Source organism: Catenovulum adriaticum, assembly GCF_026725475.1.
In the GTDB taxonomy this organism is placed as follows: Bacteria; Pseudomonadota; Gammaproteobacteria; order Enterobacterales; family Alteromonadaceae; genus Catenovulum; species Catenovulum adriaticum.
The window spans coordinates 3,126,899-3,144,374 of the sequence record NZ_CP109965.1 but is presented as its reverse complement, the minus strand read 5'-3'; the positions used below and the strand labels follow the sequence as shown (position 1 = coordinate 3,144,374).

Below are 17,476 nucleotides of genomic sequence, written 5' to 3'. Positions count from 1 at the left end.
TACTCTTTCATGTTTATATTGCTCACTAAGCACAGTTAAATTAAATGTCGTTTAGGTTAAATAATAACTATTAACATTTATGAAGCAATAAGGTGTCAATATTTTGTTTTAATGTTATAAGATGTTTTATTTATGTCAGATTTACTTTATCAAAATATGTTGTAGTTTGTTTAAATCAATTGTTTTTATTGTTTAGGTTATGAATATTATAAAACTCACCCATGTTGTTGCTGCCTGTTGTTTGACACTTTTTGTTGGTGCTTGCAGTGAACCAAACTCAAATAACGAAACTCGACCAGCCAAAGTAGAGAATACTGAAACTCAAGCTAAGCTAAGCTCTGTTTTAATTTTTTCTAAAACTGAAGGTTGGCGCCATGACTCAATTCCGGTTGCGGTTGAAACTATATCTCAATTAGTTAAAGACCAAGGCTTAACACCAGTCGCAACTGAAGATGCCAGTATTTTCAACGACAATGAACTGAATAAAATGGCAGCCATTGTATTTGTAAATACAACGGGTGATATTTTAAACGAGTACCAGCAACTGGCTATGGAGCGCTATATTCAAGCCGGTGGTGGTTTTGTTGGGGTACACGCAGCAACAGATACCGAGCATGATAAAGGCAATTGGCACTGGTTTCAGCGTTTAGTGGGTGGCGCATTTAAAGCCCATCCAGGTGACCCCTCTAATGTACAGCAAGCAAAAATTAGAGTGTTAGATCCTAATCACCCATCAACCAGCATGTTGCCGGAAAAATTTTATTTTACTGACGAATGGTATGACTTTAAAGAAATGTCAGATCGTCGCCATGATTTGCTTTCGATAGACGAACGCAGTTATCAAGGTGGTTTGCATGGCGATTATCACCCGTTAGCTTGGTATCATGAATTTGATGGCGGACGAGTATTTTACACAGCCATTGGCCATAGTAAGGAAGCTTATCAAAACGAGCTTTTTTTAGAGCATTTAACCGGCGGCCTTGACTATGCGTTAGCGGATCGCAAGCCACTTAATTATGATAATGTTCGCCCAGATCCTAGACGTTTTAAACAAAAAGTTGTTATTGATTCTTTGGTTGAGCCAGTTAGTTTTGATTTAACTGATGATTATTCGGGCGCTATGATAGTTCAACGCGAAGGTAAATTGTTATGGTTAGATGTTGCTAGCCAGCAATTAGAAACCATGGCAGAGCTAGATGTTTTTAAACCGAAAAAACGAATTGAGTTTGGTTTGTTAGCCGCAACTTTTGATCCGGATTTCGATAAGAATAAAATCATTTATGTAATGTACAATCTTGAAGATAAATCAGGTAAACATGATTTATTGCAACGTTTATCTCAGTTCAAAGTGACTGATAAAAAAGTGGATATGGACTCCGAACAAGTTCTGTTTGATATTCCAAACGATGATACCTGTTGCCATACAGGTGGCAATTTAGAGTTTGATAGCCAAGGCAATATGTTTATTGCATTAGGTGATAATGCGAATCCATTTAAATCAAATGGTTCAGGCCCAATAAACAATACGCCAGAAGGCACTGCACATGATGCTTTAAGAAGTGCGGGGAATAGCCAAGATTTGCGCGGTAAAATTTTACGTATCACACCAGATAAACAAGGTAGTTACAGCATACCTAAAGGCAATTTATTTGCCTCTAAAGAGCAAGGTCGTCCTGAAATTTATGTGATGGGTACACGAAACCCATACACCATAGCTGTCGATCAACAAACTGGTGATTTGTACTATGGTGATGTCGGCCCGGATGCGAAAAAGGACACAGCGGAATTTGGTCCACGTGGCTATGATGAAATCAATAAAGTAACCCAACCTGGCTTTTTTGGTTGGCCTATCGCAATTGGTAATAATCAACCCTATCGCATGTATGATTATCAAAATCAAAAAACAGACAAGTTGTTTAATCCACTGGCCGCTAAAAACTTTTCACCTCGTAATACTGGTTTAAAAACCTTACCACCAGCTCAACCAGCATTAGTTTGGTATCCGTATGCCCAATCGCCACGTTTTCCTGAATTAGGTAAAGGTGGGCGAAATGCGTTGGTTGCAGGTATTTATCCAGCGGCTAATGGTGAAGCGCTAGCTTACCCTGAATACTATCAAGGCAAGTTATTCATTAGTGATTTTATGCGTAGTTGGATTAAAGTTGTTACGGTTGATGAGTATGACGACGTTATAAAAATTGAAGATTTTGCACCAAGCGTCAAATTAGGCGGGCCGTTAGATCTGTCAATCGAGAAAGATGGTCGTTTATGGATTTTAGAATACGGTTCGCAGTGGTGGCCGGGCGAAAAAACCAAAGAAGCTAAACTTAGCTATATTGAGTTTGACGCTGATGTTGAGCTAGCAATTCCAGAAGATGAACCTGAAATTGATGTATCACAAGGTGGTGGTTTAGGGCATGAGACGCAATTACTCATTGCTGAAGGTAAAGAAGCTACTGTTAATAACAGCTGCATTGCCTGCCACAAGCCAAACGATAAATCGGTAGGCCCTAGCTTTTTGCAAGTTAAAGAAAAATACTTAGCGCGAGAAGATGCTAAAGATTATATTGCTCAAGCAATTGCCAGTGGTAGTAATGGCAAATGGGGTGAACATGCAATGCCAGCTCATGATTTTATTAAACTTGATGAGCGTGAAAAAATTGCAGAATACATTTTGTCGTTAACGGCTGAAAACGCTAAATAACTCAGCTTATAAACAATGGCGGCTTACGCGACTACGTCGCTAAACCGCCCTACGAATATGATGCAATGTGATTTAGGGTTTTGAATAAGTAGGGTGGTTTAGGTGCGAAGCGCCGTAAGCCACCGCTGTTTTAAGCCTTGTATTCCATCAATATCGATCTCTGTTAAATCACCCTCCGCTTTATCATTTTTTTTCAATAAGACTTTATTTGGCTAACCTGATGTCATTGAAAATGGCGGCTTACGCGACCACGTCGCTAAACCGCCCTACAAATATGATGTGATGTAATTTTAGGTGTTTTAATAGGTAGGGTGGTTTAGGTGCGAAGCGCCGTAAGCCACCTATGTTTGAAGCATTGTATTCCATCAATATCGATTTCTGTTAAATCACCCTCGGCTTATCATTTTTTTCAATAACATTTTATTTGGCTAACCTGATACCATTGAAAATGGCGGCTTACGCGACTACGTCGCTAAACCGCCCTACGAATATGATGCAATGTGATTTAGGGTTTTGAATAAGTAGGGTGGTTTAGGTGCGAAGCGCCGTAAGCCACCGCTGTTTTAAGTATTGTATTCCGTCAATCGATTTCTGTTAAATCATCATCGTCTATAATTTACTTAAATAATATTTGTGGAGGCTGGGATGCCTAATTACAAACGTTTTAAAAAAGCGGGTGGTCTTTATTTTTTCACGGTAACTTTAGCAAACCGTTTTAATAACGATTTGCTCATCCGACATATCGAACTTTTAAGAGCTGTTGTTAAAAAGGTAAAAACTGAATACCCTTTTATTATTCATGCTTGGTGTGTGCTGCCAGATCATATGCATTGTGTCATTGAATTGCCTGAAGGTGATGACAACTTTTCGTTACGATGGCAATTAATCAAAACGCACTTTTCAAAAAAATTACCTAAATCAGAATTTTTATCTGAAGTTCAATTAAAACGAAAAGAACGAGGCATTTGGCAAAAACGATTTTGGGAGCATGTTATTCGGGATGAAACGGATTATTGGCATCATATCAATTACGTTCATTTTAATCCGCTGAAACACGGTTTGGTTACACAATTAAAAAGCTGGCCTTATTCAACATTTCATCAATACGTACAAGCTGGTGTGTATAGCGAGAATTGGTGCGGTGATACAGGTGATTGATGCAATTATTATGATTGCCATTGAAATGATCTAAATGTAGGGTGGTTTAGGTGCGAAGCGCCGTAAGCCACCGATACTGTGTTTAGCCCTTATCGTTTCTCCGTGTTGGTTAAATTATGTCTAAACTAAATGGCAATGCATTAAAAAACCAAAACCCAGTTTCTAATTCAAATTGCCAAAGACGCTGTGCATCTGAAAATTGATGCACTCTTGGTGAGTCCCATAATATTTGTGCTTGCCCTGTTAATGACAATAAATGACCACGAGCAAAATCGATAAATAACAAACCAGCTTTGCCACTGGCTTCAATGTTGCCAAGGGTATTAAAAAAATTGTTACCAATATAATCCGGAATTAGCAGTCGATTGGGCGTTTCAATATTAATAAACCCTTGTGCGCCACCACGGTGCGATACATCAACCCCTTTTGCTTTTGAATTATCAGACGCAAGATCCGGGCAATAGCTTGCAACAAAAAAGGTATCGGCTTGCGAGATTAACTCAATCGCCATTGCATCCAGTTTATTGAGTCCACCAGCTTGTGTGGTTCTGTTACGCCAATCTGAGTGCGGTATCACTTTTTTTGGTGAAATATATTTAGGACAATTACCAAAGGTTTGTTGAATGCTTAAGGTTAATTTGCCACTTTGTTTTTCAGTTAAATTGGCACTCAGACGATTGCGTCGTCTGGTGTCAAGTTCGATACCTAATATGCCAATGGGCGCACCTTTTGTTATATGTTCAAGTGGGTCTCCTTTGACTGTTGAAGCTTTTATTTCTAATGTTTTATTATCGCAAGACTGAATAAAGCCAATAGGGTTAAATAAGATAGATGCCCAAGGTTTAAGTTGAGTATCGACTGAACCGACAAAAATATATTCGAGCTGTTGATAAAACTGCCTATGCTGCTCGGGCATATGGTCGCGAATGACTCGTTGACCAATCGCTTCCATTTTATTGCGTACACCTAACCGTTGCTGAATTTCTTTCTCAGCAAAATGAAAAGGAGAATCCACCAAGGTGGTATTCATTTTGCCAATCCAGCTGGAGTTTTAGGCATAGGTATAAAACCGGGCAAGGCTTCAAACCGAGCTAGCCAATCTTGAATATAAGGATAATATTTGAGTGAAACATCACCCTCAGGTGCATGCGCGATATATGAATAATTGGCAACATCTGCAATGCTTGCACTTTCACCAACCAGCCAATTTTTATTGGCCAAGTGACAGTTGATAATGTTTAAAACTTGGTGTGCTCTGTCGATTGCTACCTGATGCTCAAGCTCTGCACCAAATACCTTCACCAATCTGGCCGCCGCTGGGCCGTAGGCAATTTGTCCACTCGCCACAGAAAGGTATTTTTGTATTTCGCTAGCGAGTTTTATATTAGCTGGAAACCACTGACGGCTTTTGTCATAAGTGTTAGCCAAGTAATACAAAATAGCGTTGGAATCAGAAATAATAAAGTTGCCATCTGCTAACACAGGAATTTGGCCAAAATTATTTTTAGCCAAAAACTCAGGCTGTTTATGTTCACCATTGGCTACGTCAACCGAGATAAATTCATATTCTAAATCTAATAACGATAAAAAAACTTCAACCCTGTGAGAGTGGCCTGATAATTTAAAACCGTATAATTTTATTGCCATGATAGTTAACCTCTATTTTTTAGATGCATTAAGTATGAGCTTGTATCCATTGATGATAAATACTGCTAATGTTGATTCATTGTCTACAAATCATGAACAATCGATATGGATACAATTGAAGGTATCAAAACTGTTATCGCCGTTGTTGAAACTGGGTCTTTTACAGCGGCCAGTGATCGGCTGGCGATTTCAAAATCGTTAGTCAGTAAATATATTGGTGAAGTTGAAGAAAGATTGGGCGTGCGTTTGTTTAACCGGACAACACGTCAAATAGCGCTGACTGAAGCCGGTAACAATTATTACCAACATGCGTTAGATTTATTAGAGCAATACAATGTTATGCTTGAAAATGTAGTTGGCGAGCAAGCTGAACTTAAAGGTTTATTAAGGCTAAGCGCTCCATTTTCATTTGGAGAGCAAATTCTGGCACCTGTTTTATCAGAGTTTATGCAACGTTTTCCAAAACTTAAAATAGATTTGAGATTGAGCAATAAACCCGTTGATATGCTGGAGGAAGGGATAGATTTACGTATTCGTATTGGTCGGATTGAAGACTCCAATATGATCGCACGCCAACTACAAAAAATACCATTAATCTTAGTTGCATCACCTAGCTATATTGAGCAATACGGCTTGTTAGATAATCCACACAATTTAGAAAAGCATGATGCAGTCATAGATAGTAATTTTGGCCTAGGCAAGCACTGGCCGTTGTATCACGAAAAGCAAGGTGAGTTGCTTGTTAATGTAAACTCTAAGCTAACCGTAAATGGCTCAAAGGCTGTAACTGAGCTATCCGCCGCTGGCGCGGGTATAGGTTTAGTGCCGCGCAATGTGGTAGAAGCCGATCTTAAATCCGGTCGTTTAATTCATTTATTGCCTGATTATAAATCGTTAGAGTTTGGCTTGTATTTGATATACCCGCACAGAAAATTTTTACCAAAAAAATTAAAATGTTTTATTGAATTTATGCAGCAAAAATTTGATCATTACTAATTTCGGGCAGGATAAATTTTGAGTTCGAATAGGGTTACCCTATAAGTTGGTGCTAAACAATACAAAGGATGTAAACATGAAATCTATTCAGAGGGTCGCGCTGGTAACCGGCTCAACTTCAGGCATTGGTCGAGCCATTGCCGTTCACTTAGCCAAACAAGGTTTTGCGGTGGCCTTTCATTCACGAACGTCAGTTGAAGCCGGTCAAAAGCTGGCGAAAATGTACGAGCATTGCAGCTATACAAGAGCTGACTTATCAGACCAAGAACAGTGCAAAACGTTAATTAATTCAGTATTAGCTCAGCATGGCAGGCTTGATGTTTTAGTCAATAATGCAGGGATTAACGCAATGATTCCGCACGGGAATTTAAAGCAGGCCAATGCCCAAATCTGGCGAGATTTATACGAGGTTAATGTGATTGCGCCCTGGACTTTAATCACCGAAGCGCAAGAGGCGTTAACGCAGGCATCATCTGAAAAATGTCCAGGCAGTATTATAAATGTAAGTTCTCACGCCGGAATTAGACCTAAAGGTGCGTCTATTCCTTACGCAGCTAGTAAAGCTGCATTGAATCATATGACCAAATTATTGGCATTAAATTTAGGCCCTGATATTCGCGTTAATGCTATTGCTCCGGGTCTGGTTAATACTCCGATGACGCAAAACTGGGATTTTGCTCAACAACTCTGGCAACAAAAGTCGCCAATGAAACGAGGTGCTGAACCTGCAGATATTGCACACATCGCTTCAATGTTAATTGAAAATCAATATATTACAGGTGAAGTATTACTGGTAGACGGTGGCTTAAATTTAACTTGATACATAGGGAATGAAATGAACTCAGACGGCTTACGCGACCACGTCGCTAAACTGCCCTACAAGTGTTATGTGATGTGGTTGAGGGTGTTTTAATAAGTAGGGTGGTTTAGGTGCGAAGCGCCGTAAGCCACCGATACCGATATTGTGTTTAGCCCTTATCATTTCTCAAAGCTGTTAAAATTATTGACTCGCCATATATTTACGCCAGCTACCAAACTCACTGATATTCTCACCACTTTGCGCTGTACTTTCTGCAATAAATCCACTGACAAAACGACCATCTGCCAATTCAACTTTACCTATACCCAGCGGCTGCGCAATGCCTTGTAAAAAAGAGGCAAAATATTCGGTTGGCATACGCCAAACCTCAACTTCAAAGCTTTGTGTTTGTGCCTGTGAACGAATTAACGCAGGGCGTTCAACCTGTCCAGGTACTGAATACATTTGATACGCTTTAGCTGTGGTTGTTTTTTCAATTAATACGGCTTCACGCTCTGTTAATTGCCAATTTAATGCCATACCTGATAAATGTGCACCACAAACGGCCATATCAATAAAACCAGCATTATCATCTGAATTAATATTTTCGGTTTTAAATGGCCAATCAGTTGCCCCTAACGTGAGTTTATTTTGTTGCATAATTTTATCGGCATAAGCTAATAAAGTTTGATCTTGCATCGCAAAGCTAAATAAAGTCACGCCAAATGGCATTTTTTGATCAGTAAAGCTAGTAGGCACTGCAATAGCTGAAAAATCTAACAGATTCATAAAGTTTGTGTAATAACCCAAATTTGAGTTAAAGCTAATTGGATTTTCGCGAACTTCTTTACGGGTATAATGCTTGCCTGCGGTGGGGGTTAGTAAAAAATCGACTTGTTCAACCATTAAATCAGCTTGTTTTTTTAATGCCTGCAGTTTGTAAAGCGCATCAAAGCAGTCGGTTGCTAATGGTTTATTACCTGAACTGATAATTGTTCGGGTAACGTCCAGCATGGCTTGTGGCTGATTTTCAATAATGGCTTGAGTTGCTAAATATCGCTCTGCAACCCAAGGACCTTCGTACAATAATTTAGCGGCTTGTAGCATGGGCGAAAAGTCGAGCGTTTGCTTTTCGCCGCCTAACGCTTCAAGTTTAGCAACTGCTTTTTCAAATTCGGCTTGATAGGCATCATCGCCAAAAAACGCCAACTGTTCAGGTAAAGGCACTGCAAAACTAAACTTATCTTTTGTTACAACCGGCTTTTGATTGGCTGGTGGGTTTTGACGCGAGTAGCTATCGTCTGCATCGTATGTTGCTGCAATTTGAAAAACTCGGTTAGCATCGCAAGCATTTAACGCAAAAATACTGACACAATCTAAACTGCGACAAGCTGGCACAACACCCGATGTAGACAATAACCCCTTACTGGGTTTTAAGCCCACCAAATTATTAAAACAGGCAGGCACTCGCCCTGAACCTGCGGTATCCGTACCCAGTGAAAAACTGACTGTACCTAATGCCAGCGAAACGGCTGAGCCTGAGCTCGAGCCACCCGAAATATAATCAGAGTTAAACGAGTTAGGTGTTTCGCCATAAGGTGATCTAGTACCCACTAAACCAGTCGCAAACTGATCTAAATTGGTTTTACCAATGGGTATTGCGCCTGCTTCAATCAGCTTTTCCACCACAAATGCTGATTTTTCTGGGGTATAACTAAATTCAGCACAAGCGGCGGTAGTTGGCACGCCTGCTAAATCAATATTGTCTTTAATCGCAAATGGCACACCGTATAAAGGGTGAGTTTGTGGTGATTTGGTTTTTAAGCCATCTAAATAAGGTTTGAGCTCGGCATCATTTAATAAATAAATCCACACAGCTTGCTGGCTTTTAGCTTGTGTGATGAGATCGGTTATTAATTTTTGGGGTAATAAAGTGCCAGCAGAATAAGCTTTATTTAATTCGCTAATGGTTAAATTTGTTTTATTCATGATTAAGCTTCCTCTAACACCATTAATGCCTGACCGGCATGAACTTGCTGGCCTTCTTTCACTAAAATTTTAATAATTTTTGCGGGTTCAGTGGCCGCGATATCAATTTCCATTTTCATTGATTCAAGCACTATCATAGATTCGCCTGATCCAATTTTTTGATTAACCTCGCTATTTACTTTCCATACACTGCCAGCGGCGGTGGCTTCCATTAAATATTGGTTGTCGGCTAATTCAATGGCTTCACTTTTTTGTTCTGCATCGGCTTCAAATGAATAATTAAGCTGACCTGTTCGTTTCCATTCGGCCATTTCATCAGCAAATGCCTGTTCTCGCTGTTTGGTAAAGGTTTCAATGTCTGCTTCGTTATCTTTCCACTGTTGAATAAGTTCAGGCATAGATACAGTGGCTTTTTCAATTTTGGGTTGCCATTTACCTAATGGAAAATCTTCACGAATTTGCATTAGCTCTTCATGGCTAACCGGATAATATTTAACCTGATCAAAAAAGCGTAATAGCCAAGGTTGGTTAAATACGTCATTACTGCGATAGCGATTCCACATTTGTACGGTTCGGCCTACAAATTGATATCCGCCCGGGCCTTCCATGCCATAAATACACATATAAGCACCGCCAATACCGACAGAGTTTTCTGCAGTCCAAGTACGGGCAGGATTGTATTTGGTCGTTACTAAGCGATGGCATTTATCTAGTGGTGTTGCAACGGGTGCGCCTAAATACACATCGCCTAAACCTAATACAAGGTAGTTTGCGTTAAATACAATATCTTTAACTTGCTCAATGCTTTCTAAGCCATTAATGCGTTTAATAAATTCTAAGTTAGACGGGCACCAAGGCGCATCTTTACGCACTGACTGTACGTATTTATCTATCGCTTCTTGGCAGGCTTTATCGTTCCAACTTAATGGTAGGTGGACAATACGTGATTCAAAGCTGAGTTGGCGAGTATCACCTAACGCTAAATCAATTTCTTTAATGCTTGCGATTAAATCAGTTACCTCTAATTCAAGATTTTCATAATGAATTTGCAGTGACCGAATACCTGGTGTTAACTCTAAAATACCTTTTATATTTTTTGCTTGTAGCCCTTCTAATAAGGCTTGAACACGAGCTCGCAAAGTTAAATCTAAAACCAACTCGCCATATTCGGCCAATAAAAACTTATCGCCCGCTTGGCGAAAGACTAGACCCGGTTCGCCGTCATCTGTTTGTAAGGTATCTAAAATAGGGGTAGAAATTGCAGCACTTTGGTATTCGCAGTTTACATTTTCTAACTTGTCTATTTGCTGATTTTGCGCAATTTCAATTTGTTTGGCGGTGGCTAAATCAACGACTTCAAAATTTAAATTATCACCGGCTTTTAATTGACCTAATTTCCACAAATCAGCGCTGATCACCGTAAAAGGGCAAACAAAGCCACCTAAACTTGGGCCATCTGGGCCTAAAATTACTGGCATGTCACCGGTAAAATCAACAGTACCAAATGCATATGCATTGTCGTGGATATTAGATGGATGTAAACCTGCTTCACCGCCCGTTTCACGTGCCCAATCAGGTTTGGGACCAATTAAACGAATTCCAGTTCGGCTTGAGTTATAGTGAATTTTCCAAGTGTGAGACTGAATGGTTTTAATATCGTCTTTGGTGAAAAAATCAGGTGCACCATGCGGGCCATATATTACTCGTACCGTCCAATCATTGGTGACTGGTGCAATCACATCGGCTGGAATTTTATTGTCAGTTTGGGTTTGTACTTTTTTATCAATGGATAAAAAATCCCCCATTCGTAATGCTCGCCCGCAATGTCCGCCAAATTGCCCTAAGGTAAAGGTACTTTTGCTGCCTAAATAATCAGGGCATTGAATACCACCACTGACCGCTAAATAAGCTCGCGCACCTGCAGCCGTTACTTTACCTGTTTTTAAAGTTTGGCCCGCTTTTACGTTAATAATTTGATGATTTTGTTGTGATTCGCCATCTAAGCTGATTTCAATTTCAGCACCGGTAATGGCCACTTGGCAGTCGTGGTAAAACTTTAAGCTTGGGCCTTGCAGCGTGATCTCTAAACCGGCAGCATCGGCTGGGTTATTTAATAAACGGTTAGCTAAACGAAATGAATAAAAATCAAATGGACCAGAAGGGGGCACTCCTATATCCCAGTAACCTGTGCGCGCTGGATAATCTTGAATGGTGGTCATAGTGCCCGCTTTTAAAACTTCAAAGCCTGCAAATTGGGCGGTAAAATCATTTAAACTGCGAGTAAAAATTTTACCTTGTTTAAAGCTGTCATCTGCTAATACTTGCTGCACGTAATCGATGTTGGTAATAACACCATAAACTTTTGAGTCGTTTAATGCTTTGTTCAGTTTGGCAATGGCTGACTCACGATCATCTGAATGAACAATGACTTTTGCCAACATAGGATCAAAAAACGGTGATACGGTTAAGCCAGCTTCAACCCAATGGTCAACTCTGACGTCTTGTTGAGGCCATTCAACTTGAGTTAATAAACCCGCGGAAGGCTGAAAGTTTTTTGCTGGGTTTTCAGCGTAAATTCTAGCCTGAATTGCGTGGCCTTTTGGTTGAATTTTATTGAGCGATGATAAATCTAAACCTGTCTTGTGAATGCTTTCGCTATAAGCAACTTTTAGCATCCATTCAACTAAATCCACCTGATAACACATTTCAGTAACACCATGCTCTACTTGCAAGCGGGTGTTTACTTCTAAAAAGTAGAATTTGTCTTGATCATGGTCGTAAATAAACTCAACAGTACCGGCATTTAAATAATCAATTGACGCCATTAAGTTTTTTGCGGTGGCTAACATAGCGCTGCGGGTATTAGCGGGTAAGTTGGGTGCTGGGGTTTCTTCTATTACTTTTTGGTTGCGGCGTTGGCTAGAACAATCTCGCTCACCTAAAGTGACTACCTCGCCAAAGCCATTACCTATTACTTGAACTTCAATGTGGCGCGCTTTTTCTACAAACTTTTCAACAAATACCCCATCGTTCGAAAAATTTTGTGCACCTAAATGTTTTACATTAATAAAAGCTTTTTCTAGTTCACCAACTGAGTCGCATCTTTGCATGCCAATGCCACCGCCACCGGCGGTACTTTTTAGCATGACCGGAAAACCTACGCTGTTAGCGTATTGGGTCAGCTCGGCTAAATCTGATATTAAACCACTGCCGGGCACTAAAGGCACATTGGCTTTTTCTGCTATTTCCCGTGCTTGGTGTTTTAATCCAAAGTCGATCATCTGTTGTGCTAGCGGGCCAATAAAACTGATTTTTTCTTGTTTTAATTTTTCAGAAAAGCTCGCGTTTTCACTTAAAAAGCCATATCCAGGGTGGATAGCCTGAGCGCCGGTTTGTTTGGCAATTTCAATAATTTTATCTTGATTTAAATACGTCGTTGCAGCAGCGCCTTCACCTAAGCTATAAGCTTCGTCAGCAGCAGTAACGTGTAAAGATTCTTTGTCTGCTTCTGAATAAATGGCAATACTTTTGATACCCAATTTTTTAAGGGTGCGGATAATTCGACAGGCAATGGCGCCTCGGTTTGCGATTAGGACTGTATTAAACATATTAAGATACTCGTCTTAGCGGGCCGTCCCGCATCAAACTTGTTTTTAGTATTCGGGTCGTCCCGATTACTTTGCCTAGCGGCTGTTTTTTCTCGTTTTAAATCAATCAGGTGTTTTGGGAAATTTAAAACTAATTCCAAATTAAAATTTCGATTGGCGTTGGGTTATAGGCATTGCAAGGGTTGTTCAGCTGCGGACAATTTGAAATTAACACGACAACATCCATTAACGCTTCAAGCTCTACATATTTACCTGCGCCACTAATTCCGTCAGCAAAACTGAGTTTTCCGTCACTGGTCACTGGCACATTCATAAAAAAATTAATATTGTGGGTAATGTCTTTTTTGCTTAAACCTAATGCTTCGTTTTCTGCGATAGCTAATAGCCAGCTATCTCGACAAGCATGCATACATTTTTTTTCAAGTGCATAACGCACTGTATTGCTTTCGGTTGCGCAAGCGCCACCAACTGTGTCGTGTCGGCCACAGGTATCGGCAACAATTTTTAGCATAGGCTTGCATTCGTTCGACATTAAAACGCTGCCCGCCGTTAAATACACATTGCCTTGTTCACGAATCGTGTCGGTTGCACTGTAACGTTCGCTGACATTGTTGGCGTTATAAAATAAGGTATCTGCAGCTTGGTTGCCTTCTAAGTCGAGTATGCGAACCGTCTGGCCTTTTTTGACTACTTTTAAATAATAGTCACCGGCATTAACAACTTCGCGATCAATTGTTGCTTCGGCTTGTAATGAACTTTCGATAATCATGAAATAACTCCTTAAAGACCTAAGTGATATAAACGGTTATTTTCGTAACCACGCTGGTTTTCTGCGCATGAGTTTTTACATAAATCATCGTCTGTGACTGTTGCCGATGAAAATATTTGGTACTCAACTTCAAATTCAGGATATTGAGCTGAATCGTTTAAAGGATGTGGGCAGGTGTGAAATAGCACAATCGTGTCCATCTCAAAGCGCAGGTCAATAAAATCGCCGGCTTTTGATTGTGATACACTGTAAGTTAAAGCGCCGTCATCATTCGGTTCTACTTTGCTGAATAAATTTAAGTTGGCGGCTAAATCTTGCTTGTTTAAACCATATTTAGTGGCTTCAACTAAAAATGCATCGTTACCATTTTGTTTCCAGCTGTTTCTGTGGTTTTGGTAATCACGCGGGCCCCATTTTTTTTCACTCATGCTTGCGTTTGTATTACCACAAACTGTGTCGTGCCAACCAAAACTATCATCTGTTATTGCGCAAAAAATGCGTCCCATGTCTGAATATAAACAATGGCCTTTGGTTAGCTTAAAAGTATGTTGGCACTTTAACGTATCGGGTGCGTTATAACGCTCTAATAAATTTTCTGGGTTATAAAACAACATACCCACATTGGCATTGCCGGTTTTGTCTATCAAACGCAAGCTAGTACCGCGCCGCATTTTCATTGACCAGTGTTTGCCCGATGGCAAAGTATCTTTGTATAAAATCATGAGTTAACTACCTTTTTTGCATATTTTTCAGCCAGCGATAGCCCCGCTTCTTGCTGCATTTCGGTGGAAAGTGGTAAGTCGTAGGTAATTTGTGCACCGTAAGATGTTGGCGCTTGTGGGTCGTGACGCACTTTGTCAAACACCCAAAGGCGAGAACCTAGCTCAAAGCCTTCTTGAATATCGTGCGTGACCATAAAAATAGTTAGCTTATTTTCTTTCCAAATTTTACGAATAAGCTGATGCATATCTTTACGAATCCCCGGATCAAGTGCGCCAAAAGGTTCGTCTAATAATAAAATTTTGGGTGACTTCATTAACGCTTGTGCGATTGCTAAGCGTTGCTGCATCCCACCTGATAATTGATGTGGATATTTATTGGTAGCATGCGCTAAACCGACGGCTTCGATAAAACCGTAAGCTTTGTCGGTAATTTGGCGTTTCTTTTTACCAAAAGTGCGACCTAAAAAGTTTGATGCTGAAAACTCATCGGCAATCATCACATTTTGTAAAACCGTTAAATGCGGGAACACTGAGTATTTTTGAAATACAATGCCGCGCTCTTCATTCGGTTCTGGTGAGATGGGTTGATCGTTTAATAAAATTTGACCTCGAGTCGCCTGTTCACTACCTAAAATCATTTTTAATAAAGTAGTTTTACCACACCCTGAAGCGCCCACCATAGAGACGAACTCTCCGGCCTCAACGTTTAAATTTAAACGTTCTAAAATTTGCACGTCGCCGTAAGATTTCCAAACATTGTTGATTTTTAATAAACTCATTTGCCGGCCTCCTGATGGTGATACCAAGGGAAACATAACTCAGAGAGTTTGCGCAGGCTAAAATCCATGGCAAAAGCTAAAGTGGTTATCCAAAGTACGTAAGGCAAAATGACATCCATTGACATATATCGTCGTACTAAAAAGATGCGATAACCCAAACCTTCTTGTGCAGCTATGGCTTCAGCAGCAATTAAAAATAACCATGCTGTACCTAGAGATAATCGTACCGCTGAGATTAAACGCGGCATAATTTGTGGCAGCACCACCCGAATTGAAACTAACCAAGTAGATGCACCCAAAGTTTGTGCTTTTATTAGCATCTCCGAAGGAAGCTGGCGCACATGAGATTGAATATCACGAATAATCACAGGCGCAGTACCAATAATAATGAGCATTATTTTGGCAAACTCGCCCAAACCAAAGCTAATAAAAAGAATCGGTAAAATAGCCATTGGGGGCACTAATGAAACTATGGTTATTAAGGGCGAAAAGCCAGATCGAAATACCGGCAGTAAGCCAGCTAACATACCAAGCAATAACCCCGTAATCGCGCTAATGCCTATTCCTATGCAAATTCGATATAAACTGGCGCCCGTATCCACCCAAAATAAATATTCACCACTGCGTTTATCTTCGGTAAAAGCCATTCGCTCAACGGCTGCCGAAATTTGTGTAAAACTCGGTAGCAGTTTGTCGTAAGGGTTTTCAGCCAGTCTGTCATTTGATGCTGTCCAGTACAGCATCAAAATTAATACAAACGGAATAATGGCTAAAAATCCTTTAAGTGAGCGTGATGGCTCTATATTCATCAGTTTTTTCATATAAATTTGCCCGTTTTATAGCTTGCCGTCGGCAGCCATTTGCATAAAGCTAGGGTCGAATCTCAGTTTAATGTTTTGCGGATTACCAATGGTGGTAGAGGGCGTTTGAATACCAATAAATCCAGCGTCTGGCGCGCCATCACCTAGTAAACCATGCTCAAATGAAAACTCAGCCACGTATTTCATGGTGGTTGCTAATTTTGGGTTTTTGGTAAACTCAACAGCTTCTTTAGCTTGGTAAAACATTTTGGTACTTGCTAACTGCGCTTTATAGCCAGCTAAATCAGTACCTGAAGCGGTAGCTAATTGGGTTAGTACTTTTTTATCGCTCATATCTTCCATAATTTCATACCAAGCGCCAACTAGAGCTTTACCAAAGTTAGGGTTTTGTTTGAGGGTGTCGGTATGAACAACCATTAAGTCAATGATTTCACCTGGAATATCAGAAGAATCAAACACTTTGTTTGCGCTGGGTTGTTTTTCAATTTCTGAAAGCAGTGGGTTCCAAGTGACAATTGAAGTGACGTCTTGCGTTGAATAAGCAGCGACTAAATCAGCATCGGCTGTATTAACCACATCAACATCACGCTCTGATAAACCGACCGATTCTAAACCGCGAGCTAGTAGGTAATGAGATACGCTCAGCTCAACTAAGTTAATTTGTTGGCCTTTTATATCAGCTAGCTTGGTTTTGTCTTTTAAAACGACACCGTCGTTACCATTAGAAAAGTCACCCACAATTAATGCAGTACTATCGACAAAGCTAGCCGCTGGAATGGTTAAGGCGTCCATGTTGGTCATGGTGCAAGCATCAAATTGACCGGCTGTGTACTGATTGATGGATTCTATGTAGTCATTGATTTGAACGACATCTATTTCAATATCGTATTTGTCGGCCCATTTTTTGATGATGCCTGAGCTGTCGCCGTATTCCCACGGCATCCAGCCAACATAAATTGACCAGCAAATGGAAAACTTATCTTTAGCAAAAGCATTTGTGCTTGTGATTAAAGCGAGGATTAAAGTGAATATTTTTATCTTTTTCATATCGCGTTCTCCAAAGTTTACACGGTTTTTTGAGCGCAGGAGGCCTAATTAAATTGAACCTCCCGGGCTTTTATCCCGCCGTGTAACCCTTGCTGACGCAAACATAAAAACACAAAAACAAACAGTGTGATTGGTTATTATGCGGCTAGGTTGGCAACTCTCGGACCAGACATTGATTTTTCAATTAATAAAATAATTAGTAAAAGCCAATCGGAACCCTAGTTGTCTGTTTAGCACTGTGCTGGTTCAATTTGATTGAACCCCTGCAACTTAACAGTAAGCATAAAACTAGCCAAAGTGTGTGTGGAAGATAATTTAAAATTCAAGATCATGAAATATAAGGATTAAATTTTATTTTTTACCATATGAAAGCGATAAATAACGAACCTTTATTTAGCCTAAGATGGAACCAAATTGGTGCATTGCATTAAATTGGG

Annotated in this window: 13 protein-coding genes and 1 riboswitch; of the genes, 4 read left to right on the top strand and 9 right to left on the bottom strand. The window is 40.1% G+C overall.

Annotation, left to right across the window (positions count from 1 at the left end; translation table 11 throughout):
* The first annotated feature begins 199 nt into the window (after positions 1-199).
* Both OLW01_RS13765 and OLW01_RS13760 read left to right on the top strand, forming a co-directional pair.
* Positions 200-2,704, top strand: coding sequence for a ThuA domain-containing protein (locus OLW01_RS13765; protein WP_268074494.1), 2,505 nt, complete (start codon positions 200-202; stop codon positions 2,702-2,704).
* Positions 2,705-3,349: 645 nt separating this feature from the next.
* Positions 3,350-3,862, top strand: coding sequence for an REP-associated tyrosine transposase (locus OLW01_RS13760; RefSeq protein WP_268074493.1), 513 nt, complete (start codon positions 3,350-3,352; stop codon positions 3,860-3,862).
* Positions 3,863-3,971: 109 nt separating this feature from the next.
* Here OLW01_RS13760 and OLW01_RS13755 read toward each other — a convergent pair whose 3' ends face one another.
* Entirely contained in the window at positions 3,972-4,892 is a 921-nt protein-coding gene (locus tag OLW01_RS13755; RefSeq protein WP_268074492.1) for a pyridoxamine 5'-phosphate oxidase family protein, read from the bottom strand.
* Positions 4,889-5,509: a glutathione S-transferase family protein gene (locus OLW01_RS13750; protein WP_428980164.1), complete on the bottom strand. Its 621-nt coding sequence runs from the start codon at positions 5,507-5,509 to the stop codon at positions 4,889-4,891. The genes OLW01_RS13755 and OLW01_RS13750 overlap by 4 nt, the downstream gene beginning before the upstream one ends.
* 105 nt (positions 5,510-5,614) lie before the next feature.
* Here OLW01_RS13750 and OLW01_RS13745 point away from each other — a divergent pair, with 105 nt between their 5' ends.
* Together OLW01_RS13745 and OLW01_RS13740 are read left to right on the top strand one after the other, a co-directional pair.
* Complete coding sequence (locus OLW01_RS13745) at positions 5,615-6,505, top strand: LysR family transcriptional regulator (protein ID WP_268074491.1); 891 nt, start codon at positions 5,615-5,617, stop codon at positions 6,503-6,505.
* 76 nt (positions 6,506-6,581) lie between these two features.
* Positions 6,582-7,325, top strand: a complete 744-nt coding sequence (locus OLW01_RS13740) for an SDR family NAD(P)-dependent oxidoreductase (protein WP_268074490.1) — start codon at positions 6,582-6,584, stop codon at positions 7,323-7,325.
* Between the two features lie 180 nt (positions 7,326-7,505).
* Here OLW01_RS13740 and atzF read toward each other — a convergent pair whose 3' ends face one another.
* From atzF to OLW01_RS13705, 7 genes are all read right to left on the bottom strand, one after another.
* On the bottom strand, positions 7,506-9,293 hold the full coding sequence (gene atzF, locus OLW01_RS13735; protein ID WP_268074489.1) for an allophanate hydrolase: 1,788 nt from the start codon (positions 9,291-9,293) through the stop codon (positions 7,506-7,508).
* Between the two features lie 2 nt (positions 9,294-9,295).
* Entirely contained in the window at positions 9,296-12,901 is a 3,606-nt protein-coding gene (gene uca, locus OLW01_RS13730; protein WP_268074488.1) for an urea carboxylase, read from the bottom strand.
* Between the two features lie 130 nt (positions 12,902-13,031).
* A complete protein-coding gene (locus tag OLW01_RS13725; protein ID WP_268074487.1) occupies positions 13,032-13,670 on the bottom strand; it encodes an urea amidolyase associated protein UAAP2 in 639 nt (212 codons plus the stop codon).
* Between the two features lie 11 nt (positions 13,671-13,681).
* A complete protein-coding gene (locus OLW01_RS13720; protein ID WP_268074486.1) occupies positions 13,682-14,392 on the bottom strand; it encodes an urea amidolyase associated protein UAAP1 in 711 nt (236 codons plus the stop codon).
* Complete coding sequence (locus OLW01_RS13715) at positions 14,389-15,171, bottom strand: ABC transporter ATP-binding protein (protein ID WP_268074485.1); 783 nt, start codon at positions 15,169-15,171, stop codon at positions 14,389-14,391. Before OLW01_RS13715 ends, OLW01_RS13720 begins: the two co-directional genes overlap by 4 nt.
* Positions 15,168-15,992, bottom strand: coding sequence for an ABC transporter permease (locus tag OLW01_RS13710; RefSeq protein WP_268074484.1), 825 nt, complete (start codon positions 15,990-15,992; stop codon positions 15,168-15,170). Before OLW01_RS13710 ends, OLW01_RS13715 begins: the two co-directional genes overlap by 4 nt.
* A 15-nt stretch (positions 15,993-16,007) precedes the next feature.
* Positions 16,008-17,039, bottom strand: a complete 1,032-nt coding sequence (locus OLW01_RS13705) for a putative urea ABC transporter substrate-binding protein (RefSeq protein WP_268074483.1) — start codon at positions 17,037-17,039, stop codon at positions 16,008-16,010.
* A 57-nt stretch (positions 17,040-17,096) separates the two neighbouring features.
* A riboswitch (guanidine-I (ykkC/yxkD leader) is annotated at positions 17,097-17,272 on the bottom strand.
* Positions 17,273-17,476 lie beyond the last annotated feature (204 nt).